This is a genomic window from Pseudomonas sp. NFACC42-2, assembly GCF_900116055.1.
Lineage (GTDB): Bacteria > Pseudomonadota > Gammaproteobacteria > Pseudomonadales > Pseudomonadaceae > Aquipseudomonas > Aquipseudomonas marginalis.
Genome location: NZ_FOZO01000021.1, coordinates 58487 through 82767 on the forward strand (window position 1 = coordinate 58487; position 24281 = coordinate 82767).

Annotated in this window: 29 protein-coding genes; 13 read left to right on the top strand and 16 right to left on the bottom strand. The window is 61.0% G+C overall.

Features of this window, described 5'->3' with window-relative positions:
* Positions 1-89: 89 nt before the first annotated feature.
* On the top strand, positions 90-857 hold the full coding sequence (locus BM416_RS25605; RefSeq protein WP_092489881.1) for a DODA-type extradiol aromatic ring-opening family dioxygenase: 768 nt from the start codon (positions 90-92) through the stop codon (positions 855-857).
* Between the two features lie 69 nt (positions 858-926).
* Here BM416_RS25605 and BM416_RS25610 read toward each other — a convergent pair whose 3' ends face one another.
* Entirely contained in the window at positions 927-2600 is a 1674-nt protein-coding gene (locus tag BM416_RS25610) for a DEAD/DEAH box helicase (protein ID WP_027606997.1), read from the bottom strand.
* Positions 2601-3023: 423 nt separating this feature from the next.
* Between BM416_RS25610 and BM416_RS25620 the strand changes: the two genes are divergently transcribed.
* A complete protein-coding gene (locus tag BM416_RS25620) occupies positions 3024-3815 on the top strand; it encodes a crotonase/enoyl-CoA hydratase family protein (RefSeq protein WP_065924442.1) in 792 nt (263 codons plus the stop codon).
* Position 3816: 1 nt separating this feature from the next.
* Here the strand turns inward: BM416_RS25620 and BM416_RS25625 are convergent, their stop codons facing one another.
* Positions 3817-4572 (bottom strand): spermidine synthase, encoded by a 756-nt coding sequence (locus tag BM416_RS25625; RefSeq protein WP_065939972.1) that lies wholly within the window; start codon positions 4570-4572, stop codon positions 3817-3819.
* Between the two features lie 124 nt (positions 4573-4696).
* Between BM416_RS25625 and BM416_RS25630 the strand changes: the two genes are divergently transcribed.
* Positions 4697-6043: a class II 3-deoxy-7-phosphoheptulonate synthase gene (locus tag BM416_RS25630; RefSeq protein ID WP_027606994.1), complete on the top strand. Its 1347-nt coding sequence runs from the start codon at positions 4697-4699 to the stop codon at positions 6041-6043.
* Between the two features lie 61 nt (positions 6044-6104).
* Here BM416_RS25630 and BM416_RS25635 read toward each other — a convergent pair whose 3' ends face one another.
* Both BM416_RS25635 and BM416_RS25640 read right to left on the bottom strand, forming a co-directional pair.
* Positions 6105-7325, bottom strand: a complete 1221-nt coding sequence (locus BM416_RS25635; protein ID WP_092489882.1) for a winged helix-turn-helix domain-containing protein — start codon at positions 7323-7325, stop codon at positions 6105-6107.
* A 45-nt stretch (positions 7326-7370) separates the two neighbouring features.
* Positions 7371-7577 carry a DUF1127 domain-containing protein gene (locus BM416_RS25640; protein ID WP_065924439.1) on the bottom strand — a complete coding sequence of 69 codons (207 nt, stop codon included), beginning with the start codon at positions 7575-7577 and terminating at the stop codon, positions 7371-7373.
* A gap of 70 nt (positions 7578-7647) precedes the next feature.
* Here BM416_RS25640 and BM416_RS25645 point away from each other — a divergent pair, with 70 nt between their 5' ends.
* Complete coding sequence (locus BM416_RS25645; protein ID WP_043293698.1) at positions 7648-8529, top strand: LysR family transcriptional regulator; 882 nt, start codon at positions 7648-7650, stop codon at positions 8527-8529.
* On the opposite strand, the gene BM416_RS25650 is transcribed toward BM416_RS25645, so the two are convergent.
* Positions 8519-9268 carry a sulfite exporter TauE/SafE family protein gene (locus tag BM416_RS25650; protein ID WP_092489883.1) on the bottom strand — a complete coding sequence of 250 codons (750 nt, stop codon included), beginning with the start codon at positions 9266-9268 and terminating at the stop codon, positions 8519-8521. The genes BM416_RS25645 and BM416_RS25650 overlap by 11 nt on opposite strands.
* A 108-nt stretch (positions 9269-9376) precedes the next feature.
* On the opposite strand from BM416_RS25650, the gene BM416_RS25655 reads away from it, so the two are divergent.
* The 4 genes from BM416_RS25655 (at position 9377) to BM416_RS25670 (ending at position 12559) form a co-directional block, all read left to right on the top strand.
* Positions 9377-10327, top strand: a complete 951-nt coding sequence (locus tag BM416_RS25655; RefSeq protein ID WP_092489884.1) for a LysR family transcriptional regulator — start codon at positions 9377-9379, stop codon at positions 10325-10327.
* A 79-nt stretch (positions 10328-10406) separates the two neighbouring features.
* Positions 10407-10859, top strand: a complete 453-nt coding sequence (locus BM416_RS25660) for a MarR family winged helix-turn-helix transcriptional regulator (protein WP_027606988.1) — start codon at positions 10407-10409, stop codon at positions 10857-10859.
* Positions 10860-11095: 236 nt separating this feature from the next.
* On the top strand, positions 11096-11515 hold the full coding sequence (locus tag BM416_RS25665; RefSeq protein WP_027606987.1) for an organic hydroperoxide resistance protein: 420 nt from the start codon (positions 11096-11098) through the stop codon (positions 11513-11515).
* Positions 11516-11542: 27 nt separating this feature from the next.
* Positions 11543-12559: an alpha/beta hydrolase gene (locus tag BM416_RS25670; protein WP_092489885.1), complete on the top strand. Its 1017-nt coding sequence runs from the start codon at positions 11543-11545 to the stop codon at positions 12557-12559.
* A gap of 65 nt (positions 12560-12624) precedes the next feature.
* Here BM416_RS25670 and BM416_RS25675 read toward each other — a convergent pair whose 3' ends face one another.
* Both BM416_RS25675 and earP read right to left on the bottom strand, forming a co-directional pair.
* Complete coding sequence (locus BM416_RS25675; RefSeq protein ID WP_003172723.1) at positions 12625-13197, bottom strand: elongation factor P; 573 nt, start codon at positions 13195-13197, stop codon at positions 12625-12627.
* Positions 13198-13245: 48 nt separating this feature from the next.
* Positions 13246-14379 carry an elongation factor P maturation arginine rhamnosyltransferase EarP gene (gene earP / locus BM416_RS25680; protein WP_092489886.1) on the bottom strand — a complete coding sequence of 378 codons (1134 nt, stop codon included), beginning with the start codon at positions 14377-14379 and terminating at the stop codon, positions 13246-13248.
* 132 nt (positions 14380-14511) lie between these two features.
* On the opposite strand from earP, the gene BM416_RS25685 reads away from it, so the two are divergent.
* Both BM416_RS25685 and BM416_RS25690 read left to right on the top strand, forming a co-directional pair.
* Positions 14512-14880 (top strand): hypothetical protein, encoded by a 369-nt coding sequence (locus BM416_RS25685; protein WP_092489887.1) that lies wholly within the window; start codon positions 14512-14514, stop codon positions 14878-14880.
* A gap of 5 nt (positions 14881-14885) precedes the next feature.
* On the top strand, positions 14886-15368 hold the full coding sequence (locus tag BM416_RS25690; protein ID WP_027606983.1) for a GreA/GreB family elongation factor: 483 nt from the start codon (positions 14886-14888) through the stop codon (positions 15366-15368).
* Between the two features lie 5 nt (positions 15369-15373).
* On the opposite strand, the gene cysB is transcribed toward BM416_RS25690, so the two are convergent.
* From cysB to BM416_RS25715, 5 genes are all read right to left on the bottom strand, one after another.
* On the bottom strand, positions 15374-16348 hold the full coding sequence (gene cysB, locus BM416_RS25695) for an HTH-type transcriptional regulator CysB (RefSeq protein WP_003189876.1): 975 nt from the start codon (positions 16346-16348) through the stop codon (positions 15374-15376).
* Positions 16349-16452: 104 nt separating this feature from the next.
* Positions 16453-16953 (bottom strand): universal stress protein, encoded by a 501-nt coding sequence (locus BM416_RS25700; protein ID WP_092489888.1) that lies wholly within the window; start codon positions 16951-16953, stop codon positions 16453-16455.
* Positions 16954-17006: 53 nt separating this feature from the next.
* Complete coding sequence (locus BM416_RS25705; RefSeq protein ID WP_027606981.1) at positions 17007-17924, bottom strand: 5'-nucleotidase; 918 nt, start codon at positions 17922-17924, stop codon at positions 17007-17009.
* A 15-nt stretch (positions 17925-17939) separates the two neighbouring features.
* Complete coding sequence (locus BM416_RS25710; protein ID WP_092489889.1) at positions 17940-18893, bottom strand: putative 2-dehydropantoate 2-reductase; 954 nt, start codon at positions 18891-18893, stop codon at positions 17940-17942.
* Positions 18890-19276 carry a thioredoxin family protein gene (locus BM416_RS25715; RefSeq protein ID WP_027606979.1) on the bottom strand — a complete coding sequence of 129 codons (387 nt, stop codon included), beginning with the start codon at positions 19274-19276 and terminating at the stop codon, positions 18890-18892. Before BM416_RS25715 ends, BM416_RS25710 begins: the two co-directional genes overlap by 4 nt.
* On the opposite strand from BM416_RS25715, the gene BM416_RS25720 reads away from it, so the two are divergent.
* On the top strand, positions 19275-19709 hold the full coding sequence (locus BM416_RS25720) for a PilZ domain-containing protein (protein WP_027606978.1): 435 nt from the start codon (positions 19275-19277) through the stop codon (positions 19707-19709). The two genes, BM416_RS25715 and BM416_RS25720, sit on opposite strands and share 2 nt — an antisense overlap.
* A 130-nt stretch (positions 19710-19839) precedes the next feature.
* On the top strand, positions 19840-20916 hold the full coding sequence (locus tag BM416_RS25725; RefSeq protein ID WP_027606977.1) for a 3-deoxy-7-phosphoheptulonate synthase: 1077 nt from the start codon (positions 19840-19842) through the stop codon (positions 20914-20916).
* Between the two features lie 77 nt (positions 20917-20993).
* Here the strand turns inward: BM416_RS25725 and BM416_RS25730 are convergent, their stop codons facing one another.
* A complete protein-coding gene (locus BM416_RS25730) occupies positions 20994-21275 on the bottom strand; it encodes a GNAT family N-acetyltransferase (protein ID WP_027606976.1) in 282 nt (93 codons plus the stop codon).
* 610 nt (positions 21276-21885) lie between these two features.
* Here BM416_RS25730 and oprI point away from each other — a divergent pair.
* Positions 21886-22137, top strand: coding sequence for an outer membrane lipoprotei OprI (gene oprI / locus BM416_RS25735; RefSeq protein ID WP_003172710.1), 252 nt, complete (start codon positions 21886-21888; stop codon positions 22135-22137).
* Between the two features lie 138 nt (positions 22138-22275).
* On the opposite strand, the gene BM416_RS25740 is transcribed toward oprI, so the two are convergent.
* The 3 genes from BM416_RS25740 to BM416_RS25750 all read right to left on the bottom strand — a co-directional run bounded on the left by BM416_RS25740 (position 22276) and on the right by BM416_RS25750 (position 24275).
* Entirely contained in the window at positions 22276-23244 is a 969-nt protein-coding gene (locus BM416_RS25740; RefSeq protein WP_027606975.1) for a L,D-transpeptidase family protein, read from the bottom strand.
* 73 nt (positions 23245-23317) lie between these two features.
* Positions 23318-23611, bottom strand: a complete 294-nt coding sequence (locus BM416_RS25745) for a hypothetical protein (RefSeq protein ID WP_003172705.1) — start codon at positions 23609-23611, stop codon at positions 23318-23320.
* Between the two features lie 58 nt (positions 23612-23669).
* Positions 23670-24275, bottom strand: coding sequence for an arylesterase (locus BM416_RS25750; RefSeq protein ID WP_027606974.1), 606 nt, complete (start codon positions 24273-24275; stop codon positions 23670-23672).
* Positions 24276-24281: the final 6 nt, after the last annotated feature.

Sequence of the window (24281 nt, forward strand, 5' to 3'; positions counted from 1 at the left end):
ATTCGATCAAAAAGCGCTAAAACTTATATTAGATTTAGATCAATGATCTGATTGAAGATGGGCCCATGTTAAACCTCAGGACCTTCCTTATGTTGCCCAGCCTGTTTATCTCCCACGGATCGCCCATGCTTGCCCTGCAACCCGGCGCCAGCGGCCCCGCCCTGCAGCGCCTGGCCGCTGAACTGCCGCGGCCGAAGGCAATTGTGGTGGTGTCGGCACATTGGGAAAGTCAGGAACTGCTGGTCAGCGGCAGTGCTGCGCCCGAGACCTGGCACGACTTCGGCGGTTTCCCCCGGGAGCTGTTCGCCGTGCAGTACCCGGCACCGGGCGACCCGCAATTGGCCGGCGAAATTGTCGAACTGCTTCATGCCGACGGCTTGAATGCGCGAATCGATGAGCGCCGCCCTTTTGACCATGGCACCTGGGTGCCGCTCTCGCTGATGTACCCGGCAGCGGATATCCCAGTGGTGCAAGTCTCCTTGCCCAGTCACATGGGCCCTACCCTGCAAACCCGCGTCGGGCATGCCTTGGCCAGCTTGCGCGAACGGGGCGTGCTGTTGATCGGCTCCGGCAGCATCACCCATAACCTGGGGGAGCTGAACTGGCAGGCCGGACCTGAGAGTATCGAGCCTTGGGCACGCGACTTCCGTGACTGGGTGGTGGAGACACTCGCCACCAACGACGAGGCGGCCTTGCATGATTACCGTCGCCAGGCGCCCCACGCCGTGCGCAGCCATCCCAGCGATGAACATTTGTTGCCGCTGTACTTTGCGCGCGGCGCCGGGGGTGACTTCAGCGTTGCACACCAGGGGTTCACCATGGGCGCGCTGGGTATGGACATCTACCGCTTCGGTTAACAGCGGACAAAAAAAATCCCCGAACCAGTCGGGGATTTTTTATGTGCGATCAATCAGCCCAAGGGCGGATCAATCTTCGCGGTAGCGACGCAGCTTCAATTGCTTGCCGGCAACGCGGGTGTCTTTCAGCTTGGTCAGCAGTTTTTCCAGACCGTCTTCCGGCAGCTCCACCAGGGAGAAGCTGTCACGGACCTGGATGCGACCGATGGCTTCACGTGCCAGGCCACCCTCATTGAGGATAGCGCCCAGCAGGTTCTTGGCAGCGATACCATCACGTGCGCCCAGCGCGGTACGGCAACGGGCACGGCCTTCAGCCAATGGAACCGGAGCGCGACGCTCACGATCACCACGGTCCGGACGGTCGCCGGTACGCTCTGGACGATCACCGCGTGGCGCGTTGTTCGGCACCAGTGGGCGCTCTTTCTCGATGGCTGCCAGGGTCAGGGCCTGACCATTGGTAGCCTTGCGCAGCAGGGCTGCAGCCAGGGCACGCGGGGTGCAACCGATATCGGCGGTCAGGCGGTCCAGCAGGTCGCCGTGGGTCGATTCAGCGTCAGCCACCAGCGGCGACAGGCTGTTGGTCAGTTTCTTGATGCGGGCATCGAGAACGGCCTGGGCATCCGGCAGGCGGACTTCGGCAACTTTCTGACCGGTTACACGCTCGATCACTTGCAGCATGCGGCGCTCACGTGGCGTCACCAGCAGCAGTGCACGACCTTCGCGACCGGCACGGCCGGTACGGCCGATACGGTGAACGTAGGATTCCGGATCGTAAGGCATGTCAACGTTGAACACGTGGGTGATACGCGGAACGTCGAGACCACGAGCCGCTACGTCGGTCGCCACAACGATGTCCAAGCGGCCATCCTTGAGGGAGTCGATCACGCGCTCACGTTGGTTCTGGGCAATGTCACCGTTCAGCGCAGCGGCTTTGTAGCCTTTGGCTTCCAGGGCACTGGCCAGGTCCAGGGTCGCTTGCTTGGTACGCACGAACATGATCAGGGCGTCGAAGTCTTCGACTTCCAGCAGGCTCAATACAGCCGAGGTCTTCTGGTCAGCGTGAACCAACAGGTGAGCCTGTTCGATCGCGGTAACGGTCTGAGTCTTGGTCTGGATCTTCACGTGTTGCGGATCGCGCAGGTGGCGTTCGGCAATGGCACGGATCGACTGTGGCAGGGTAGCCGAGAACAGGACGGTCTGACGGGTCGGAGGCAGTGCCTTGAAGATGACTTCCAGGTCATCCATGAAGCCCAGCTTCAACATTTCGTCGGCTTCGTCCAGAACCAGGTGGTTCACGGTCGACAGGACTTTCTCGTCGCGACGCAGGTGGTCGCACAGACGGCCCGGGGTGGCCACGACGATCTGAGCGCCATTACGGATGGCTTTCAGTTGCGGGCCCATCGGCGCGCCGCCGTAGACGGCAACAACGGTAACGCCTGGCATTTGCTTGGCGTAGGTTTCAAAAGCGGTTGCTACTTGCAGCGCCAACTCACGCGTTGGCGCCAGGATCAGGGCTTGCGGCTCGCGCTTGGCAGGATCGATGCAGTGCAGGATAGGCAGGGCGAACGCGGCGGTTTTACCGGTACCGGTTTGCGCCTGGCCAATCATGTCCTGGCCGGCCATGATGATCGGGATCGATTGCTGCTGAATCGCCGAAGGTTCTTCGTAGCCGGTCGCGATGACGGCAGCGAGAATGTTCGGGTTAAGATTAAAAGCGGCGAAGCCGCCGGTTTCCTGGGTCATGGGTCTGCCTCTAAGTGCATCCGCAAAGACCCATGCTCCAAAGCTGCGCATGCCGTGTTGAGACTCAAGAGTCGCCCTGGCTGCTTTGTCGGCGGGGATTTGCGAAAACGAATGAATGAAAAAGATTCGTCAAGGGAGAGTCCGCTGTGCGGACGTGCAGCCGAAGCTGACTTCGGGGAATTGCGCTACCTAAACGCGGCCCGGTTAAAGGCCGGCGCGCACTATACCGGAAATACCTGAAAAAGGGAGCTTTTTTTATCGCCAGGCGCCGATAAACGGCGCTGCATCACAGTCTTTGCAGATAAGCGCGGCAGGGTCTATTTTTCAAAGGCCCGGCCCTGTTGGTCATGACGCTTAAACGGTTCACCTTGCATCGAGACCCTTTGGTCTGAAACCCTTACATTGCGCCCGAGGGAACACCCGATGAATCAAGCCAGCAGCAGCCGCGTCAGCCGTGAACTCCAGGGCCATGTCCTGCTGTTGGGCCTGGATCGGGTCGCCAAGCGCAACGCCTTTGACCTGGACTTGCTCAATGAACTGAGCCTGGCTTATGGCGAATTTGATCGAAATGACGAAGCACGGGTGGCCGTAGTATTTGCCCACGGCGACCACTTCACCGCGGGCCTGGACCTGGCCAATGTCAGCGCCGTGATGGCTGGAGGCTGGCAACCGCCCCTGGGCGGTTGCGATCCCTGGGGCGTTTTCGCCGGCCCCAGGGTCAGCAAACCGGTGATCGTCGCGGCCCAGGGCTACTGCCTGACCATCGGTATCGAGTTGATGCTCGCGGCGGATATCAACCTGTGCGCGAGCAATACCCGCTTTGCGCAGATGGAAGTGCAACGTGGGATCTTTCCGTTTGGAGGCGCGACATTGCGCTTTCATCAGATCGCCGGCTGGGGCAACGCCATGCGCTGGCTGCTCACCGGCGATGAGTTCGACGCCCATGAAGCCCTGCGCCTGGGGCTGGTGCAGGAAGTCATGGCCAGTGAAGACCTGCTGCCCCGCGCCATCGAACTCGCCAGCCGCATCGCGCGCCAGGCGCCGCTTGGCGTCCAGGCCACCTTGATGTCGGCCCGCCTGGCACACATGGAAGGCGAAACCGTTGCCGCCGCCGCGCTACCGCCGATGGTGGATAAATTGCTGAACAGCGAGGATGCCAAGGAAGGCGTGCGGGCGATGGTCGAGAAGCGGCCGGGGGTGTTCAAGGGCATCTAGCTTATGTAGCCGGCCGAATCGCCTTGATCAACGGCTGCAACGAATAACCCAGACGCGGCGCCAGCAACTCAGCCCGAGTAGAAAGCGCATCCAGATCCAGCGCCTGGTCCAGCTCCGAAGGCACCAACAGGATCACATTGCCCTCCTTCACCGGCAGTTCCCAATAATGCCGGTGGTACAAACCACGCAGCAACGCCGCGCCCAAGGGTTTGCCATCATCGGTCGCCCACTGGTTGATCACCAGCCAACCGCCGGGGTTGAGTTTCTTCTGGCAATTTTCCAGGAAGGTCCAGGCCAGGTGTCCGACGCCGGGACCGACATCCGTGTAGAGGTCGACGAAAATCAGGTCCGCCGATTCAGCGCTCTCCAACAGTTCCAAGGCGTCGCCGATGCGGATATACAGGCGCGGATCATCATCCAGCCCCAGGTATTCGATGGCCAGGCGCGGCACATCGGGGCGCAGCTCGATGGCTTCGACATCCTCCAGCGGCAGGAACTTGAGGCACGCCTGTGTCAAGGTGCCAGCTCCCAGGCCGAGGAACAGTGCGCTCTCCGGCTGCTCATGGCACAACGCGCCGATCAGCATCGCGCGGGTGTAGTCGTACTCCAGCCAGCTCGGGTCAGCGGTGAACACGCAGCTTTGCTCGATGGCGTCGCCAAACTCGAGAAATCGGTAATCGGCCACCTCGAGTACACGAATCATGCCGAAATCATCATGGACTTCGGCCAGCAGGCGCTCGACACGCTCCTCGCTCATCACTACTCCTAAAGGGTCTACCCCACGGCAAAGGCGCGATTGTCGGCCAACCGGCGGCAACAGGTCACGCACTAATTGCTGATAACATTGGCGCCCGACCGTCAACCACCCAATCGAGTTCATGATGAGCCAACCCTGGAGCCCCGACAGCTGGCGCGCCCTGCCAATCCAGCAACAACCCCAGTACCCGGACGCTGCGCACTTGTTGCAAGTAGAGCAGAGCCTGGCCAGCTATCCGCCACTGGTGTTTGCCGGGGAAGCCCGCGAGTTGCGCCGTCAGTTTGCCGAGGTGACCCAGGGTCGCGCGTTCCTGCTGCAAGGTGGCGACTGCGCCGAGAGCTTTGCCGAGTTCTCCGCCGCAAAAATCCGCGACACCTTCAAGGTACTGCTGCAGATGGCAATCGTGATGACCTTCGCCGCCGGCTGCCCGGTGGTGAAAGTCGGGCGCATGGCCGGCCAGTTCGCCAAGCCGCGCTCGGCCAACGATGAGACCCTCGACGGCATCACCCTGCCCGCCTACCGTGGCGACATCGTCAACGGCATCGGCTTCGACGAAAAAAGCCGCGTGCCGGACCCGGACCGCCTGCTGCAGTCCTACCACCAGTCCACCGCCACCCTCAACCTACTGCGCGCCTTTGCCCAGGGCGGCTTTGCCGACCTGCACCAGGTGCACAAGTGGAACCTGGACTTTATCGCCAACTCCGCCCTGGCCGAGAAATACAGCCAGTTGGCCGATCGCATCGACGAAACCCTGGCCTTCATGCGCGCCTGCGGCATGGACAGCTCCCCGCAGTTGCGCGAAACCAGCTTTTTCACCGCCCATGAAGCGCTGCTGCTCAACTACGAACAAGCCTTCGTGCGCCGCGACAGCCTGACCAACGACTACTACGACTGCTCGGCCCACATGCTGTGGATCGGCGACCGCACCCGTCAGTTGGATGGCGCCCATGTCGAATTCCTGCGCGGGGTGAACAACCCGATCGGCGTCAAAGTCGGCCCGAGCATGAACCCCGATGACCTGATCCGCCTGATCGACATCCTTAACCCCGACAACGACCCCGGCCGCCTCAACCTGATCGCGCGCATGGGCGCAGGCAAAGTCGGCGACCACCTGCCCAAGCTGATTCGCGCGGTGCAGCGCGAAGGCAAGCAGGTGCTGTGGAGCTCCGACCCGATGCACGGCAACACCATCAAGGCCAGCAGCGGCTACAAGACCCGCGACTTTGCGCAGATCCTCGGCGAGGTCAAGGAGTTCTTCCAGGTCCACCAGGCCGAGGGCACCTATGCCGGCGGGATTCATATCGAGATGACCGGGCAGAACGTCACCGAGTGCATCGGCGGCGCGCGTCCGATCACCGAAGACGGCCTGTCGGACCGCTACCACACCCACTGCGACCCACGGATGAACGCCGATCAGTCGCTGGAGTTGGCGTTCCTGATTGCCGAGACCTTGAAGCAGGTCAAACGCTAGCAGACGTTTGGAAAATAGGGCTTGTAGTGGCAAGCCCGCTCGCCACGAAAGTACCTCCCTCCTACACGTGCAGCATGGCTAACCGCAACCGGTCGGCACTCGGCCGCTGGCAATTGAGCTGGACCTGTTCCAGCCCCAGCCAGTCGGCCATTTGCCGCAGGTTCAGGGCCAGCGCCTGCATCCCCTCATCATCCAGCCCGGGCTCCTCTTCGTGCACCCCATGCACGGCCAGGCGCCCGTTGGCGCGTTCGGCCCGCAGGTCGATACGTGCAGCGATCCGCTCGTTGTGCAAAAACGGCAGCACGTAGTAGCCGTACACCCGTTTGTGTTGCGGGGTGTAGATCTCCAGGCGGTAGCGGAAATCGAACAGGCGCTCGGTGCGGCTGCGCTCCCAGACCAGTGAGTCGAAGGGCGACAGCAGGGCGCTGGCCGACACCTTGCGTGGCACTTTGGGCTCGGGCAGGCAGTATGCTGCCTGCTTCCAGCCTTGCACCTGGCACACCTGCAATTGCCCGTCCTCGATCAATTCCGCCAGGCGACTGCGACTGTCGGCGGGGTCAAGGCGGAAGTAGTCGCGCAGGTCTTTTTCGGTGCCTACACCCAAGGCGGTGGCGCTGTGCAGCAACAGGCCACGCTGGGCCTCGGCCTCGGTCAACGGCGTCTGCTGGAGGATGTCAGCAGGGATGACGCGCTCGGGCAAGTCATACAGCCGCTCGAAGCCACGCCTGCCGGCAACGGTAACCAGGCCGGCGGCGAACAGCCACTCCAGCGCATGCTTTTCATCGCTCCAGTCCCACCAGGGTCCGGCTCGCTCTTCGCGGGTCGACAAACTGCCCGCGCCCAGCGCGCCCTGCTGTTCGACAGTCTGCAAAACACGCTGGATGGTGGCCTGTTGCTCACGACCGAAGCGCGCCATCTGCGAATAGATGCCCCGTCCCTGCTGCGCCCGCTCCATACGCCAACGCATCAAGGGATACAACGCCATCGGCAGCAACGAGGCCTCGTGCCCCCAGTACTCGAACAGCGAACGCCGCCGGCCCTGGCTCCAGGCCGCCTGTTCAAGCATCAACGGCGAGTAACCGCCCAGGCGGGAAAACAGCGGCAAATAATGAGAGCGCACCAGCGCATTGACCGAGTCAATCTGCAACACGCCCAAGCGCTCGATCACGCGGTTGATGTGCGCAGCTTTTATCAGTACGGGCGCCTGGCGCCCGGAAAATCCCTGGGCCGCCAGCGCCATGCGCCGAGCTTGCTTGAGGGAAAAAGACAGGTCGGCGGCCATGAGGTTCTCCATGTGGGCTCGCCAACCACCCTACTGCATCCGGGGTCATTTTCGCAGCGGGTCTTGCCAGAAATGCAGATGGCGATCCTGCTCAACGTCGCCGCGATTGAGCCCGATGTCCTTGAGCGCATCATCGCTCAAGCTGGCCAGGACCTGGCGCTCCCCATGCAGCGCCTGCCAACGGGCAATCCTGTGAAACAGCCCGGAAAACGGACGTTTTGCCATCAACACAAAGCCTCTTTGACCTTTCATCTTCTCGCCCTCCAATGGGGATGACGCGAGTGTGTGCCTGGCCTTAAGATCAATCCAACGAATGTTTCTTATGCAATACATCTCGGAGATTGATCAATTGTCCGACTACCCGAGCATCGACACTGAGGTACTGCGCACCTTCGTCGCCATCGCCGACCAGGGCGGTTTCACCCGCGCCGGTGAACGGGTCAACCGCACCCAATCGGCGGTGAGCATGCAGATGAAGCGCCTGGAAGAAGACGTGCTGCAGCGCAAACTGTTCGAGCGCGATGGCCGGCAAGTGCGGCTTACCCCCGAAGGCCAAGTGCTGCTGGGCTATGCGCGGCGCATCCTGAAATTGCACAGCGAAGTGTTCAACACCCTGCGCGAGCCGCATATGGTGGGGCTGGTACGCATCGGTACACCGGATGACTACGTGATGCGCTTCCTGCCGGGGATTCTCCAACGGTTTTCCAAGGCATACCCGCTGATCCAGATTGAGATGCACTGCGAGGCGTCCACGGTGCTGATGCAGCGCCGGGACCTGGCCCTGACCGTGATCAGCCGAGAGCCCGGGAATGATGTCGGGGAGCTGTTGCGTTCCGAACGCATGGTATGGGCCGCAGCACCGTGCTTTTGCGTAGACGAGCACGACGCCCTGCCCCTGGCGATTTCCGGTGCTGACTGCCTTTACACCCAGTGGGCCCTGGGGGCACTGGATTCGGTTGAGCGCAGTTATCGCCTCGCCTATCACAGCACCAATGGGGCGGCGATCCAGGCTGTCGTCAGCGCAGGCTTGGCGGCCATGGTCAGCATGGAAAGCCTGGTGACTGCAGACCTGCGCATACTCGGCAGCGAGGAAGGGCTACCGCCCTTGCCGTCAATGAACCTGCGTTTGCTGCGTAACCCCCTGATGGCCTCACCGATCACCGATTGCCTGGCCGAGTACATCCTCGAAGGCTTCAGACTTTAAAGGTCAGCATTACCGCACACAGCACCAGGAAGCCGCAGAACAGGCCGCGCAACAGCCTTTCCGGCAGGGCGTGGGCGACTTTCACGCCCCAACTGATACTGAGCAGGCCACCGATGGCCAGGGGGATGCCGATCAGCCAGTCCACTTCGTGGTGCCAGGCATAGGTGACCAGGGTCACCCCGGTACTGGGCAGGGCCAAGGCCAGGGACAAGCCCTGGGCGACCACCTGGGTGGTGCCGAACACACTGGTGAGTACCGGCGTGGCCACCACCGCGCCGCCCACCCCAAACAAACCGCCCATGGAGCCGGACGCCGCGCCCAACACGCCAAGCCAGGGCCAGGCATAACGCATGTGTGCCGTCGGCGGTGCATTGCGCGTGAACATGCGCAGCAGGTTATAAGCCGCGAGTGTCAGCAGGAACACGATAAAGCCGATGCGCATGGCGCCTGCGTCCAGCCCCACGGCCCAGATCGAGCCGAGCCAGGCAAAGCTGAAGCCCATGATGCCCAACGGCAGGGCGTGGCGCAGTTCGATGCGATTGCGCTGGTGGTAACGCCACAGGGCCAGCATCACGTTCGGCACCACCATCACCAGCGCCGTGCCTTGGGCAAGTTGTTGGTCCAGGCCGAACCATACGCCGAGGACCGGGATCGCAATCAGCCCACCGCCAATACCAAACAGGCCACCCACCGTGCCGAGGGCCACGCCCAATACCAGATACACCGCTAAATCCAACACCGCTCGCTACTCCACATTCTCAAGACCTGCATGCTACGCAGTCGACTCTGGCGCGGAAACGCACAGCAACGCACAATGGCTATGCCAATCTCGCATAAGCGCGCATCGATGAATCCCAACACGCTGACCGATCAACTAAGCCTGTTTCTCGATGTACTGGAAACCGGCAGCTTTTCTGCCGCAGCCCGTCGCCATCCGCTGACGCCCTCGGCGGTGGCGCGGCGCATCGACAGCCTGGAAAACTCCGTGGGCAGCCGCCTGTTCCAGCGCAGCACTCACGCGGTGGTGCCGACCCCGGCGGGCCTGGCCTTCGCCGAGCGGGCACGACGGATTGTCAGCGAGCTGCAACTGGCGCGGGCGGAAGCGGTCTCCTTGAGCCATGCACCCGAGGGCTTGATCCGCGTGGACGCACCGGCAGCGTTTGGTCGACGGCATCTGGCACCCGTGATCGCCGACTTTCTGAATGTGTACCCGGGGCTGGATGTGCACCTGCATCTGATCGACAGCTTTGTCGATATGCAGGGCGCGCATCTGGGCAAGGTCGACCTGGTGCTGCGCGCCGGGCATATCGTCGATACACGGCTGATCGCCACGCCCCTGGCCAGTATCGTGCGCATCGCCTGCGCCAGTCCGGCCTACCTGAAAAGCCGTGGCACCCCGGCTCACCCTCGTGAATTGAGCGAGCATGACGGCCTGGACTGGGACGGTCTGGCGCCGATGTTCGCGTGGCGCTTCGAGTTGGACGGGCGACGTGCAACGCATCGCCCGCGCCGCATCCGCATGAGCGCCAACAACGCTGAAGCGTTGTTATCGGGCGCTCTCGCCGGGCTGGGGATCGCCCACCTCCCCACCTGGCTGGCCAGTGAGTACCTGGTGCGCGGCGAGTTACTGCCGCTGTTTTGCCAAGACGGCCTGCCCAACCCGGAGACCACCGGGATCTATGCACTGCGCCTGGAACAGCAGCCCAATGCGCGCAGCCGGTTGCTGCTGGAATACCTCAAGTCCCGATTCAGCCCCGTGCCGCCTTGGGATCTGGCACTGCAAAGCGGACTGGTCTGACCACCCGGACAGAATTATCTGGCGCATTAAAGATTTGCCCGCTAGATTCCAGGCAGACACGCTTTTTTGAGGCACTACCATGAGCAAAAATCCCGCCCCGTGCGAATCCCTGTTGCTGGACAACCAACTGTGTTTCGCCCTGCACTCCACGTCGCTGCTGATGACCAAGGTCTACAAACCGCTGCTGCAAGCCCTCGGCCTGACCTACCCGCAGTATCTGGCCATGATGGTGCTGTGGGAAGAAGATGGTTTGACCGTTGGAGAAATCAGCAGCCGCCTGCTGACCGACCCGGGCTCCCTGACGCCCCTGCTCAAGCGCCTGGAAGCCGAAGGCCTGCTCAGCCGCACCCGCAGCCGTGAAGATGAGCGCGTGGTGGTGGTGGAACTGACCGGCGCCGGGCGCGCCTTGCAGGAAAAAGCCATGGGCATTCCACAGTGCATTCTCGGCGCCAGCGGTTTGGAGCTGGACCAATTGCGCAAGCTGCAGGCTGACTTGCTTGCGTTGCGGGGCAACCTGCAGAACGCGATCTGAACACGGCAAAACACTCAACAGGTGGGAGGGGGCTTGCTCCCGATAACGGTTTATCAGTCGACGAATCTTTTGACTGAAACACCGCTATCGGGAGCAAGCCCCCTCCCACATTGGTTTGCAGCGACTGAAAAATATTTATACATTTACCTTGCGCACTAAACATTAGCGCTATACATTTACCTCACCAACTACTTAGCGCGCAAAACTTTAGCGCTAAAAACCAAGAGGACGACACCATGCAAACGCTCTATACCGCAGTAGCCACCGCCACCGGCGGCCGTGATGGTCGCGCTGTTTCCAGCGACAATATCCTCGACGTCAAACTCTCCACCCCCAAGGAATTGGGCGGCGCCGGCGGCCAGGCCACCAACCCGGAACAACTGTTTGCTGCCGGTTACTCGGCCTGCTTTATCGGCGCCCTGAAATTCGTCGCCAGCCAGACCAAACGCAAAATCCCGGATGATGCCTCGATCACTGCCCACGTCGGCATCGGCCAGATCCCTGGCGGTTTCGGCCTGGATATCGACCTGCACGTCAGCCTGCCAGGCCTGGCCGAGGACGATGCGCAAAGCCTGGTCGACGCCGCGCACCAAGTCTGCCCGTACTCCAACGCCACCCGTGGCAACGTCGATGTGCGCCTGCACGTAACCGTCTAACCACTGCCGCTGTCACTGGAGAAGAACATGAACACATTTGCCAAAGTGCTGACCGGCAGCCTGCTCGCCCTGTCCGTCACTCACGCGTTTGCCGCCAATGGCGACGTTGAACACAGTACCCAGGCCTTCCTGGATGTGTTGAACGCCGGCACCGGCAAACCGATGGAACAACTGACACCCACGCAAGCCCGTGCCGTACTGACGGGTGCCCAGGCCGGTGTGAAGTTGACCCTGCCCAAGGCGGACGTGAGCCAGAAGACCATTCAGGTCGATGGCCAGCCACTGGACCTGACCATCGTGCGGCCAGCCGGGGTCAAGGGCACATTGCCGGTGTTCATGTTCTTCCACGGCGGCGGCTGGGTGTTGGGGGATTACCCGACTCACGAGCGCCTGGTGCGCGATCTGGTGGTGGGTTCGGGGGCCGTGGCGGTCTTCGTCAACTACACGCCTTCACCGGAAGCCCGCTATCCGGTGGCGATCAACCAGGCCTACGGCGCAACCAAGTGGGTCGCCGAGCATGGCAAGGACATCAACGTCGACGGCAAACGCCTGGCGGTCGCGGGTAATAGTGTCGGCGGCAATATGGCAGCCGTCGTCAGCCTGATGGCCAAGGACAAGGGCACACCTGCGATCAAGTTCCAGTTGCTGTTATGGCCGGTGACCGATGCCAACTTCGAGACGGCGTCCTACAACCAGTACGCCGAAGGGCACTTCCTCACCAGGAACATGATGAAGTGGTTCTGGGACAACTACACCACCGACGCCAATCAGCGCGCCGAGATCTACGCCTCGCCGCTGCGGGCGACCGCGGATCAGCTCAAGGGCTTGCCGCCCGCGCTGATTCAGACCGCCGGTGCCGACGTGTTGCGGGACGAAGGCGAAGCCTATGCGCGCAAGCTGGACCAGGCCGGGGTTCCAGTGACCGCCGTGCGCTATAACGGCATGATCCACGACTACGGTTTGCTCAATGTAGTCAGCCAGGTACCAGCGGTGCGTTCGGCCTTGCTGCAGGCATCCGACGAGCTCAAGCAACACCTGAAGTAAAAAAGCAGCGCCCACGAAAAAGCCCGACGCAAGGTCGGGCTTTTTTCGTATCGGCGGGGCCGGAATTACTTCTTGGCGCGACCTTTGTACGAACCACCTTCGCGGGTGTCGATCTCGATCAGGTCGTCGATTTCGATGAAATCGGCTACTTGCAGTTCGGTACCGTTGCTCAGCTTGGCAGGCTTCATCACTTTGCCCGAAGTGTCACCGCGAGCGGAACCTTCGGTGTAGGCAACCTTACGCACGATAGTGGTCGGCAGCTCTACGGAAACCAGGCGCTCTTCGAAGAAAATAGCTTCGCAGACGTCTTCCATGCCTTCTTCGATGAACGGCAGAACAGCTTCGATATCTTCAGCGTTCAGCTCGTACATGGTGTAGTCGGTGGTGTCCATGAACGTGTAGGTGTCGCCGCTGATGAAGGACAGGGTCGCTTCCTTGCGGTCGAGGATCACGTCGTCCAGTTTGTCATCGGCGCTGTAGACGATCTCGGTCTTGTAACCGGTCAGCAGGTTCTTCAGCTTGGTCTTCATGATTGCGCTGTTACGACCAGACTTGGTGAACTCAGCTTTCTGAACCAGCCAAGGGTCGTTTTCGAGACGGATCACTGTACCGGGTTTCAGTTCTTTACCAGTTTTCATTGCGTATATCCGAAATTTGGATGGGATTACAAAAATCAAGGTCGCGTATCATATCCAACTTTCATAAAACTGTACCAGCGCCGTCGCAAGATCGGCCTGCAAGCCTTGTTCCAGACACCACGTCTGCGCGTGCTGGCTTAACTCAGGCCAGTGCGCCAGCAGCATTTTCCACGACTGTGTCATATCGCCATCAGTGTTCCAGGCTTGCCAGAGTTCGACCAGGGCAGCCTTTGCGGCCGGTGACAGGGCGGCGGTGTACAGGTCCAGGAAGGCGTCGAGCTTGTCCAGGTGGATGTCTTCGTCCTGGCGATAGATGTGCCACAGCAGCGGCCGCCCGGCCCATTGGGCGCGCACGAACGAGTCTTCGCCGCGCACGGCGTTGAAGTCGCAACACCACAGCAGGCGGTCATATTGCTCCTGGCGCACAAACGGCAGCACCTGCACGGTCAGGGCGCCGCGCTGATGGACGTCCCCCACCGCCAGGCTTTCGACACCGAGCCAATGCTGCACATCACCGAGGATGCGCCCTTCCGGCACCAAGAGATGAGTGGCGTGCCCGTCGGTCGAGAGTGCATCCAGCCAACTGGCCAGCCCGGCGTTTTCGTAGGCGAACAACGAAATCAGCCGCGCACCCGGTGCCGGAAACACACCCAAGCCTTGCAGGAATTGCCGCTGTGCAGCGGCATCCTGCTGAAATGCCTGACGCTGTTCCAGCAACCCGGCCTCGCGTAACAGCCCGCCCGTACCGGGTCGGAACCCTGGGAAAAAGAAGTACTTCTGCACGCCCTTGAACTTCACCGACGGCAACCGATGGCACCCCACTACCCAGTCTTCGGCACTGAGGTAATCCAGGTTCATCCACAACGGCGTGCGTTCACGCGCGGCCATGGCTTCCATGTAGTCAGGCGGCAACTGGCAGGCGAAGGCGGCGATCACCACATCGGCTGCCGGTGCGCTCGACCACACGGCCGGCCAATGGCGCACATCGACACCCTCTTGCCATTGCTGGTCCAGGCGCACATCAATCTCGGGGCACATACGCTCGAAGGCGCGCAGGTCGTCGACCCACAAGCGCACCTCGCAGCCCTGCTCCGCCACCAATTGCCGGGCCAGGCGCCAGGTCACGCCGATGTCGCCATAGTTATCGACGACGCTGCAAAAAATATCCCAGCGGGCTTTCATTCCGGGCTCCAACGCTCAAAGGCTCGATTGTCCGCATAAATGCGCCGATGCAGAAGGCTTGATCGCGATTATTCTCCACAGTGGCTGTGCGACAATCGCCGCCATGCCGTTAATGCCTGCCAGGAGGCCATCATGTCCGATCGCTCGTTGTCGCTGCCCAAGCTCACGCTCGCCATTGCCCTGGGGCTGTGGCTGGGATTTATCGCCATTGCGCTGACCAGCTGGCTGGCGTCGCGCTATCTGTTCCCGCAGAGCCTGGCGCCTGTAGCCCAGGCCGTTGAGCAACTGGGCAAACCTGTAGCGGTTGCGCCGGAGCCGCCGAACCGTATGTTCGAGCAGTACCAACAGAACCTGCAGAAGCAGGAACAACAGCAGGCCCTGGACCAGGCCCGCAATAACGCACGCAACCTGTCCAACCCAAAATGCCAGTTCTGGCTGCAGCAGGACCAGAACGCACCGAATGAAAAGACCCGGGCCAATGTCCTGCAATTCTGCGATTGATGACCATGAACAAACACGCCGTTCACCAGTTGATCCTGGAAAAACTCACCGTCGACCTCGACATCGCCCAGCGCGCCGCGCAGACCGCCTACGAAACCGCGACCCACGAAGAAAATATCGCCGAAAACAAATACGACACCCTCGGGCTGGAGGCGTCTTACCTGGCAGCCGGGCAAGCCAGGCGCGTCGAGGAAATCAAGCAGGCGCTGGCGCTGTGCCAGAACCTGCCACTGCGTGCGTACGATGATCAACGTGGCATAGAAGTCGGCACATTGCTGGGCCTGGAAGACGAGAACGGCCGCCAGCAGTGGCTGTTCCTGGCACCGGATGCGGCGGGTTTGAAGGTGGACGTGGTCGGGCAACCGGTGACCGTCATCACCCCGCGTTCACCCTTGGGCAAAAGCCTGCTGGGCAAGTTCGAAGGGGATGAGGTGGAGATTCTGGTGGCAGGCGCCCGGCAACACTTTACGGTTACCGAGGCCAAATAACCCCCTTAATGGACGGGCAATTCCACGCCGTCGAACAGCTCTTCCAGTTCCTGCTTGTTGTGGCACTGGATCGCCTTGGCCATGACTTCGCGGGTCAGGTGCGGGGCGAACTTCTCGATGAAGTCGCACATGAAGCCCCGCAGGAAGGTGCCACGGCGGAAGCCGATCTTGGTCACACTGGACTCGAACAGCTCGCTGGCATCCAGCACCACCAAGTCTTTATCGAGGTTGGTATCGACCGCCATCTTGGCGACGATGCCCACGCCCAGGCCCAGGCGCACATAGGTCTTGATGACGTCGGCGTCGGCGGCGGTGAACACCACTTTCGGCGTCAGGCCACGATGGCTGAAGGCTTCGTCGAGCTTGGAGCGGCCAGTGAAACCGAAGACGTAGGTGACGATCGGGTATTCGGCCAGGGCTTCCAGGGTCAGCTTCGGCAACTTGGCCAATGGGTGGCCCTGGGGCACGACGACGCAACGGTTCCAGCGGTAGCACGGCATCATCACCAGGTCACCGAACAGCTCCAGGGCTTCGGTGGCGATGGCGAAATCGACGGTGCCGTCGGCGGCCATCTCGGCGATCTGCATCGGCGAGCCTTGATGCATGTGCAGCGCCACGTCCGGGTATTGCTTGATGAAATCGCGGATCACCGGCGGCAATGCGTAACGCGCCTGGGTGTGGGTCGTGGCAATCGACAAGGTGCCTTTCTTCTCGTTGGAGAATTCCTGGGCGATCTGCTTGATGCTCTCGACTTTGCGCAGGATCTCGCCGGCGGTGGTGATGATGCGTTCACCGGCCGGAGTGACACGGGTGAGGTGCTTGCCGCTGCGCGCGAACACTTCGACGCCCAGCTCGTCTTCGAGCAGGCGGATCTGCTTGCTGATACCGGGTTGGGAGGTGTAAAGGCTTTGAGCGGTAGCGGAAACGTTGAGGTCGTGGTGCGCCACTTCCCAGATGTAGCGCAGTTGTTGAAGCTTCATATGTGTCCCTCAAAGCAGATAGACGCCACGGGTATCAGCGACGGTATATAACTATATTAAAGGTTTGACGGATAAATCTAGAACTTTTTATCGTTTCTTACCCATCACACGTCATCACTGCGTCGACGCTGTAACGCAGGCACCAGGTAAACCGGCACGCTAGACAACTGCAGCACCCGTGCGGCGGTGCGCCCAAGCGGTGTGGCGGCCGCCGTGGCATGGCTGTGGCTGCCGACGATCAACAGGTCGACGGACAATTTGCGCAACTGCTCCAGTATCACTTCGCACGGGTCGCCCTGAATCACCCTTACCGAGCGAATCAGTTCCAGGTCTTGCCCCCCGTCCCCCAACTCTTCGCGAAAACTGTCCAGCACCCGTTGCTCGATGGTCGCCATGACAGTGCTCAGCCCCTGGCTCTGCCATTCACTCAAGGCCTTCTCATCAAGGTAGCTCTGCAACACCGATTCGGCGAACAACCCGATGGGCTCGACCACATGAATCACATCCAGGTCAGCCTTGAACGTCCGCGCCAGCGCCAGTGCATGTTGCATCACATACGGCGCGTACAGACCAAGGTCCGTGGCGTACAGCATCGAACGAATCATAAAACCTCCCGGACGGCCAGGATGGAGGAGATTGAATGAGCTTAGCAGCGCCCCTAAGTCTCGGCCTGAATCCTCACCTCGTTACTGATGCCATGGGGCACATGCCCGGTGGCCACCACCTCCCTGGCTTTCTCGCAGTGACCGGCCTGGTCATCGAAAAACACATCCGCGGCAAACGCTTCCAGGAATGCGGACTTCTCCAGGCCGCCGAGAAACAGTGACTCATCCAGGCGGATGTCCCACTCACGCAAGGTCCGGATCACCCGCTCGTGGGAAGGCGCCGAACGGGCGGTGACCAAGGCTGTGCGGATCGGACAGGCCTCGTCTGGAAACTCACGCTGCAACAAGTTGAGTGCCGCCAGGAAACCCTTGAAGGGGCCACCGTGCAAAGGCTGGCGTGCCGACTCGCGCTCGCTGGCCTGGAACGCCTCCAACCCGCCGGCCTGGTACACGCGCTCCGATTCATCGGAGAACAGCACCGCGTCACCGTCAAAGGCGATCCGCAGCTCTTCGCTGGACGCCCGGCGCGGACCGCCCGACAGAATCGTCGCGGCGGCAAAGCCGGCATCGAGGGCACTGCGTACATCTTCAGCATGGGTGGAAAGAAACAGGTGACAGCCAAACGCCGCCAAATAGGGATAAGGACTACGCCCACCGACAAAGGCTGCGCGGGAAATATCCAGGCCGTAATGCTGGATGGAATTGAACACGCGCAAGCCGGTGTCGGCACTGTTGCGCGACACCAGTACCACCTCGACCCGAGCACGGCCCAGGCTGGCATTGAGGCTCAGCAGCTTCTTGACCAGCGGAAAGGCGTCACCGGGCTCTAGGATCTCTTCCTCGTGTTCGATCTGGTATTTACGGTAGGCCTCCACCCCTTGGGCCAGGTAGACCTTGTGGCTGTCGCTCAGGTCGAACAGCGCCCGCGAGGAAATCGCCAGCACCAGTTTGTCGCCCAATCCCTTTGCCATGGTACGTCCCCCGAATCAGCGGTTATGCCGATCAATAAAGCTCAAGGCCTGGTACAGCGCCTGCATTCGTGGCAATTCGCAACCCGCGGCCTTGGCGGCAGCAAGCGGTCGCCCATAGATCGCCGCCAGTTCCAGCGGGCGTTTGTGTATATGGTCGTGGTACATGCTGGGCAGGTAATCGTCCATGGTTTCCGTCATGGCGAACATCTGCTCGGCATAACTGCCGGGGATTTCATGGCCGCAGGCATGGGCGCCCTGCACCACTTCGGCCATCAGCGCCTGGATCAGCTCGCGGCTGGATTCGTCCGCCATCATTGCCGTGGTACCCGTTCCCAACAGTACGGAGAGGCCATTGTAAGGCACGTTCCACACCAGCTTGTGCCAGCGGGCCTGATGCACATTGGCCATGGCCTGGGACTCGATGCCGGCCTTATGAAACAACGCGGCACCGGCTTCGACAATAGCCTTCTGGCGGGCCTCATCGTTGGCGGCCGTGCCGCTGTGGTAGCCCAGGTTGACCCGGCCCAACGCCTGATGCTCGACAACGCCAGGCGCGGAGCGGTGTACGCCGATGTAGCACAGCCCGCCCAGTAGATGCAGGGATGGCGGCAGGTGTTCACGCAGACTGTCTTCGACATCCAGGCCGTTTTGCAGCAACACCACCTTGGCGTCCGGCGCCGCGACCTGGGCAAGGGTCGGGGCCAGCTCGACATTGCCGGTGGACTTGGTGCCCACCAGCAACCAGTCGCACGGCGGCATGTCGGCGGCACGGGCGTAGGTTTGCACCGGGTTCAGGTGCAGGTTGCCATGCACGCTGCTATTGACGCGCAGGCCGTGCTCGCTGACCGCTGCATATTCGCTGCGCAGCAGGAAGTGCACGTCGAAGCCAGCACGTGCCAGCATCACTCCATAGAAGCCACCAATGGCGCCGGTGCCGATAATGCCGATACGTGGCGACTGTACTGTCATGGCAGTTCCTCCGGAGTGCGGCTAAGTGCTTGGTCAATGGTTTCGGTCAGGTCAGAAAGCGTAAGACGTGTCTGTATTTGCCCGAGGAACTGACCCTCGCACACCACGAACAACGCCGGCAAATGAAAGATCTGGTAGCGTTCGACCGCACCGCCGTTGTGCCCGGCATCCACCCAGCACACGCGGTCCACCGGCAAACGCCAGCCCGGCAACTGCTGGCGCGCCCAACGGCAACTGGAACACCCCACGCTGGTGAACACCACCAGCGAAATACCTGGCAATCCCAGCAATTGCTGGTCAATATCCAGGTCGGTCAATTCCAGTTCCTTCACTATACTGCTGCCACCGCCGTCAACTGGACGGTGCTCGGAGTCCGTGTACATGGGTCGTTTTTTACCTCACCCTGATGATGTCGCTGTCGAGTTAATCCAACGCCCCTCTCCCGCCATCCCCCGCCAACGCCTGCACACTATCGGCCTGGGCGGCGTTGCCTGCAATTGGCCCCGCCCATGGCGCCAGGGCACGGCCGTTGACCTGCACATTCCCTCCCTGGGCGCCACGGCCCGCTATCCGGGGTATGTGGCGTGGTGTCGCAAGGTGGAAAACGGCTACCGCGTGGGCATTTCGTTTACCGATGAGCACGCGTTGTTCGGGGCGCGAATGGGTGAGCAAGCATGCCGGATAGAGCGCTACTGCCGCCAGCACGAAGATGCCGAGCCGACCCCGCAGCAACTCGAAGCCCTGGCTCGTGAGTGGGTGGCGCGCCATGCCGGCGAGTTCGCCCATGAGACGTTTGTGCGGCCAGCGCTGGATTAAAGCGGGCTTTGCCCATTGTCGCGGGCCCGTGTTACGCGCTAAGGTTCCTCCCCCCTGCATTCAAATCATGCTGTGCCCGCCGCACGGGGATGGCTGGCGGCCGGCACCCGTGACCCTGGCGAGTAACACGATGGCTGATTTACCGATCAATGACCTAAACGTCGAATCCAACGAGACCCTGATCACACCCGATCAGCTCAAGCGCGAAATCCCTCTGAGCGACGCTGCCCTGCAGACCGTCACCAAGGGCCGCGAAGTCATCCGTGACATTCTCGATGGCACCGACCACCGCCTCTTCGTCGTGATCGGGCCTTGCTCGATCCACGACCTCAAGGCTGCCCACGAATACGCCGAGCGCCTCAAAGTGCTGGCGGCGGAAGTGTCCGACACCTTGTACCTGGTGATGCGCGTGTATTTCGAGAAGCCGCGTACCACCGTGGGCTGGAAAGGCTTGATCAACGACCCGTACCTGGACGACTCGTTCAAGATCCAGGACGGTTTGCACATCGGTCGTAAATTGCTGCTGGACCTGGCCGAAATGGGCCTGCCCACCGCCACCGAAGCCCTCGACCCGATCTCCCCGCAGTACCTGCAGGACCTGATCAGCTGGTCGGCCATCGGCGCGCGCACCACCGAGTCGCAGACCCACCGCGAAATGGCATCCGGCCTGTCTTCGGCCGTAGGCTTCAAGAACGGCACCGACGGCGGCCTGACCGTGGCGATCAACGCGCTGCAATCGGTCTCCAGTCCTCACCGTTTCCTGGGTATCAACCAGGAAGGGGGCGTCTCCATCGTCACCACCAAGGGCAATGCCTACGGTCACGTGGTGTTGCGCGGCGGCAATGGCAAGCCCAACTATGACTCGGTCAGCGTAGCGCTCTGCGAGCAGGCGCTGAACAAGGCCAGGATCAAGCCGAACATCATGGTCGACTGCAGCCACGCCAACTCCAACAAGGATCCGGCCCTGCAGCCGCTGGTGATGGAAAACGTCGCCAACCAGATCCTCGAAGGCAACCAGTCGATTATCGGCCTGATGGTCGAGAGCCACCTGAACTGGGGCTGCCAGGCGATTCCAAAGGACCTGGCCGACTTGCAGTACGGCGTATCGATCACCGATGCCTGCATCGACTGGTCCGCCACCGAGAACACCCTGCGCAGCATGCACGCCAAGCTCAAGGACGTATTGCCGAAACGCAAACGCAGCTGAACCTGTACCTGAAGGATGCGCACACAAAAACGCCGGGCTGAGCCCGGCGTTTTTCATGGCGCATTTTATGTTGTGCGTTATAGCTTCGCGGCATGGCGCTGGTGGCGCTCCATGTAGCGTTCGACATAGGAGCATGACGGGATCACCGTGTAGCCTTGCTCTTCGGCAAACTTCAACGCTTCCTCGGTCAACGCAGCTGCAATGCCACGGCCGCGCAGTGCGTTGGGCACGAAGGTCCGATAGATGTCCAGGGTCTGCTTCCCGAGGTCCATATAGGTCAGATAGGCACGATGACCGTCCACATTGGTCTCGAACTGATGACCAGCCTGGTCATGGTGGATGGACAACGCCTCGCTCATCACTACTCCTCGCGGGTCTTGGATTCTGACCCCTACCTTACCGATGTTTTTCCGGCGAAGGAACATCTACGCCACCCCGTGCCGGTTTCGACAACGAGAAAACCTTGAGCGCTCACAACCAGCACGTAGGGAATATAGGCACCAATCCTGTAATTGCTCAAGGCGTACCCGTCATCCCTGCCGCTGGCGGATATAGAAAGGGCCTCGATCAACCGGTGACCGAAAGCCTGAACATTGCCGGCAGTTGAACCTTGAGACGAACAGACGCTCTTAAAGTCACCTCTACATGCGTAAAAGATGCTCGGGCAAGCAACCTCAAGCCTAACCAAAGTGTCGGCGTGGATATATAAATTTTCATCTGGTTGCCAGGCCCGGCACATGCGGGCCGGCCCTTTCAGCCTGGATCCAATTTTCATCCGAATGAAAAAAACTGGACAGTTTTTATACAAACCTCAAAAAGGTTAGCCAAAATAGATTCGGTACAAGAATTTTTTTTGCTTCTTGCGCTACGTCAGTTTACTTACTACAAGTAATGGGTAGTATGTACGCCGGCTATTAGCTCACTCTGAGAAAGTAGCCATTTAATAGAAAGTCCTTGAAGGGGAACACGATGAACAACGTTCTGAAATTCTCTGCTCTGGCTCTGGCCGCAGTTCTGGCTACCGGTTGCAGCAGCGTCTCCAAAGAAACCGAAGCTCGTCTGACTGCAACTGAAGACGCAGCAGCTCGCTCCCAGGCCCGTGCAGACGAAGCCTACCGTAAAGCTGATGAAGCTCTGGCTGCTGCTCAAAAAGCACAACAGACTGCTGACGAAGCTAACGAGCGCGCTCTGCGTATGCTTGAAAAAGCTAGCCGCAAGTAATAATCCCTCGGGATTGTTATCAAGCCGATCCATTCTTGGATCGGCTTTTTTATTGCCTGCGATTCGGACCAGAACCCCGCGCAATAAAAAGCCCGCCGCAGCGCAAGGCCGTGGCGGGCTCAGCAGCGGACCGGACGCTTATTGCTGCAGGTCGATCGGCGCGCTGGAAGCTATCGGTGCAGCACCTGGCACACCGATCTCGGTGGGCAGGCCATCTTCGGCCGCGACCACATCACGCACCTGATCCCAGTTCACCCGCAGGTTATTGGCCAGGTCTTCACGCTTGAGCAAGGCGTTGATCACTGCCGTGTGCTTGTCGACCACCGACGGCGTGCCATCGTCGTTCAAGGGCGTATGCGCCTCGAGATAGACCTTGCCGCCGCTGCTGCCGAACTTGTAGGCATCGTTGATGATGCGCACCGACGTCCCCACCGGGACCATGCCGGCCATTTCCAGCACGTTGTTGTTGAACATGCGGAAGCAGCCGTGGCTGGTACGGGTGCCGATGCCGAACTTCATGTTGGAACCGTGGATGAGGTAACCCGGCGTTCCCAGGGTGAACTTGAACGGCCCCAGGGGGTTGTCCGGGCCGGCCGGCACCACATTGGGCAACGGGTCGCCGTTGGCGGCGTGCTCGGCCTTGATCGAGGCCGGCGGCGTCCATGTCGGGTTCGGCGTCTTGGCGATGATGCTGGTGTGCGCAATGGGCGAGCCCCAGCCTTCACGACCAATCCCAAGCGGGAAGGTGTAGACCACGTCCTGCCCCTTGGGGAAGTAGTAGAGCCGGTATTCCGCCAGGTTGATAACGATGCCCTCACGGGGGCCCGGCGGCAGGATGAAGCGCGTCGGCAGGACGATCTCGGTCCCCGCCCCCGGCAACCAGGCATCGACGCCCGGATTGGCCGCGACCATTTCCGAATAGCCCAGGTCGTAGGTGGTACCCAGGTCGGCAAAGGTGTCTTCGTACTTGGCCTTGATCACCTGGACCTGCCCGACGATGTCTTCGCCGGGTGGTGGCAGGGGCAACTGCAAGGCGGCGGCAGGACCGGCCGCACACAAGGCAGCAAGAGACAGGCAGCAGGTGACGACGGAAAGGCGCGACAACATCCGGAAAATCCTTCGCAGAACGACGGGTAGGTAAAAATCGATTGTATACGTGAAGCGGACTTCTAGCTGCCCCCTACAACTCGAAACGCAACTCGGGCCAGATTGGCGGCGTGCCACGCTTCTGCGACTCCAGGATCGCCCGGCACAAAGGGCACAGGCGCTGGTCCTGGAAGATCGAACGGTCGACCAGGGACCAACGCGGCTGCGCCGGCAATAACGTACCGCACAGGGTGCGGTCGATGGAGCCACCCAGTTCCAATTGACGCGTAACCAGATGCACCCGCACTTCCTGGCAGGCGAACAGATCCAGCTGCTCGTCCGGCTCGATCAGTTGGTAGTTAAACAGGGACCAGGCAGGACGCGACATCGGGGGCTCCAGATCGGGGGGGCGCCACCTTAGCCGAAAGCCTGCCGGTAGAAAAGCGTCATAGCAGCGGTTTTAGCGTCGGCCAGACATTTTCCAGCAATTTGCCCTGGGCGCCGACAGCCGGGTGCAGTCCATCAGCCTGCATCAACGCCGGGTTGCCACCGATACCCTCCAGGAAAAATGGCACCAACGGCACCTTTTTAGCCGTTGCGACGTCATTGAATACCTTGGCGAATGCATCGACATAGCGCTTCCCGTAATTGGGCGGAATCTGCATGCCCAGCAACAGTACCTTCGCACCGCTGGCCTGGGACTGCTCGATCATCGACGCAAGATTTTGTTGCAATTGCGCCGGCGGCTGCCCGCGCAAGCCGTCGTTACCACCCAATTCGATCACCACCACGTCCGGCTTATGCGCTGCGAGCGCCGCCGGCAGGCGCGCGAGGCCTCCGGCACTGGTGTCGCCGCTGATGGAGGCATTGACCACTTTATCGTCGAAACCTTCCTTCTTGAGCCGTTGCTGCAGCAATGCGACCCACCCTTTGCTGGTATCCAGGCCGAAACCGGCACTGATACTATCGCCAACGATCAGGACTGTACCCGCCGCTGCGTTCTGGGCCATGCACATCAAGGCCAGGCCAGCACTCAAAAACCACATTCGCATCGGATT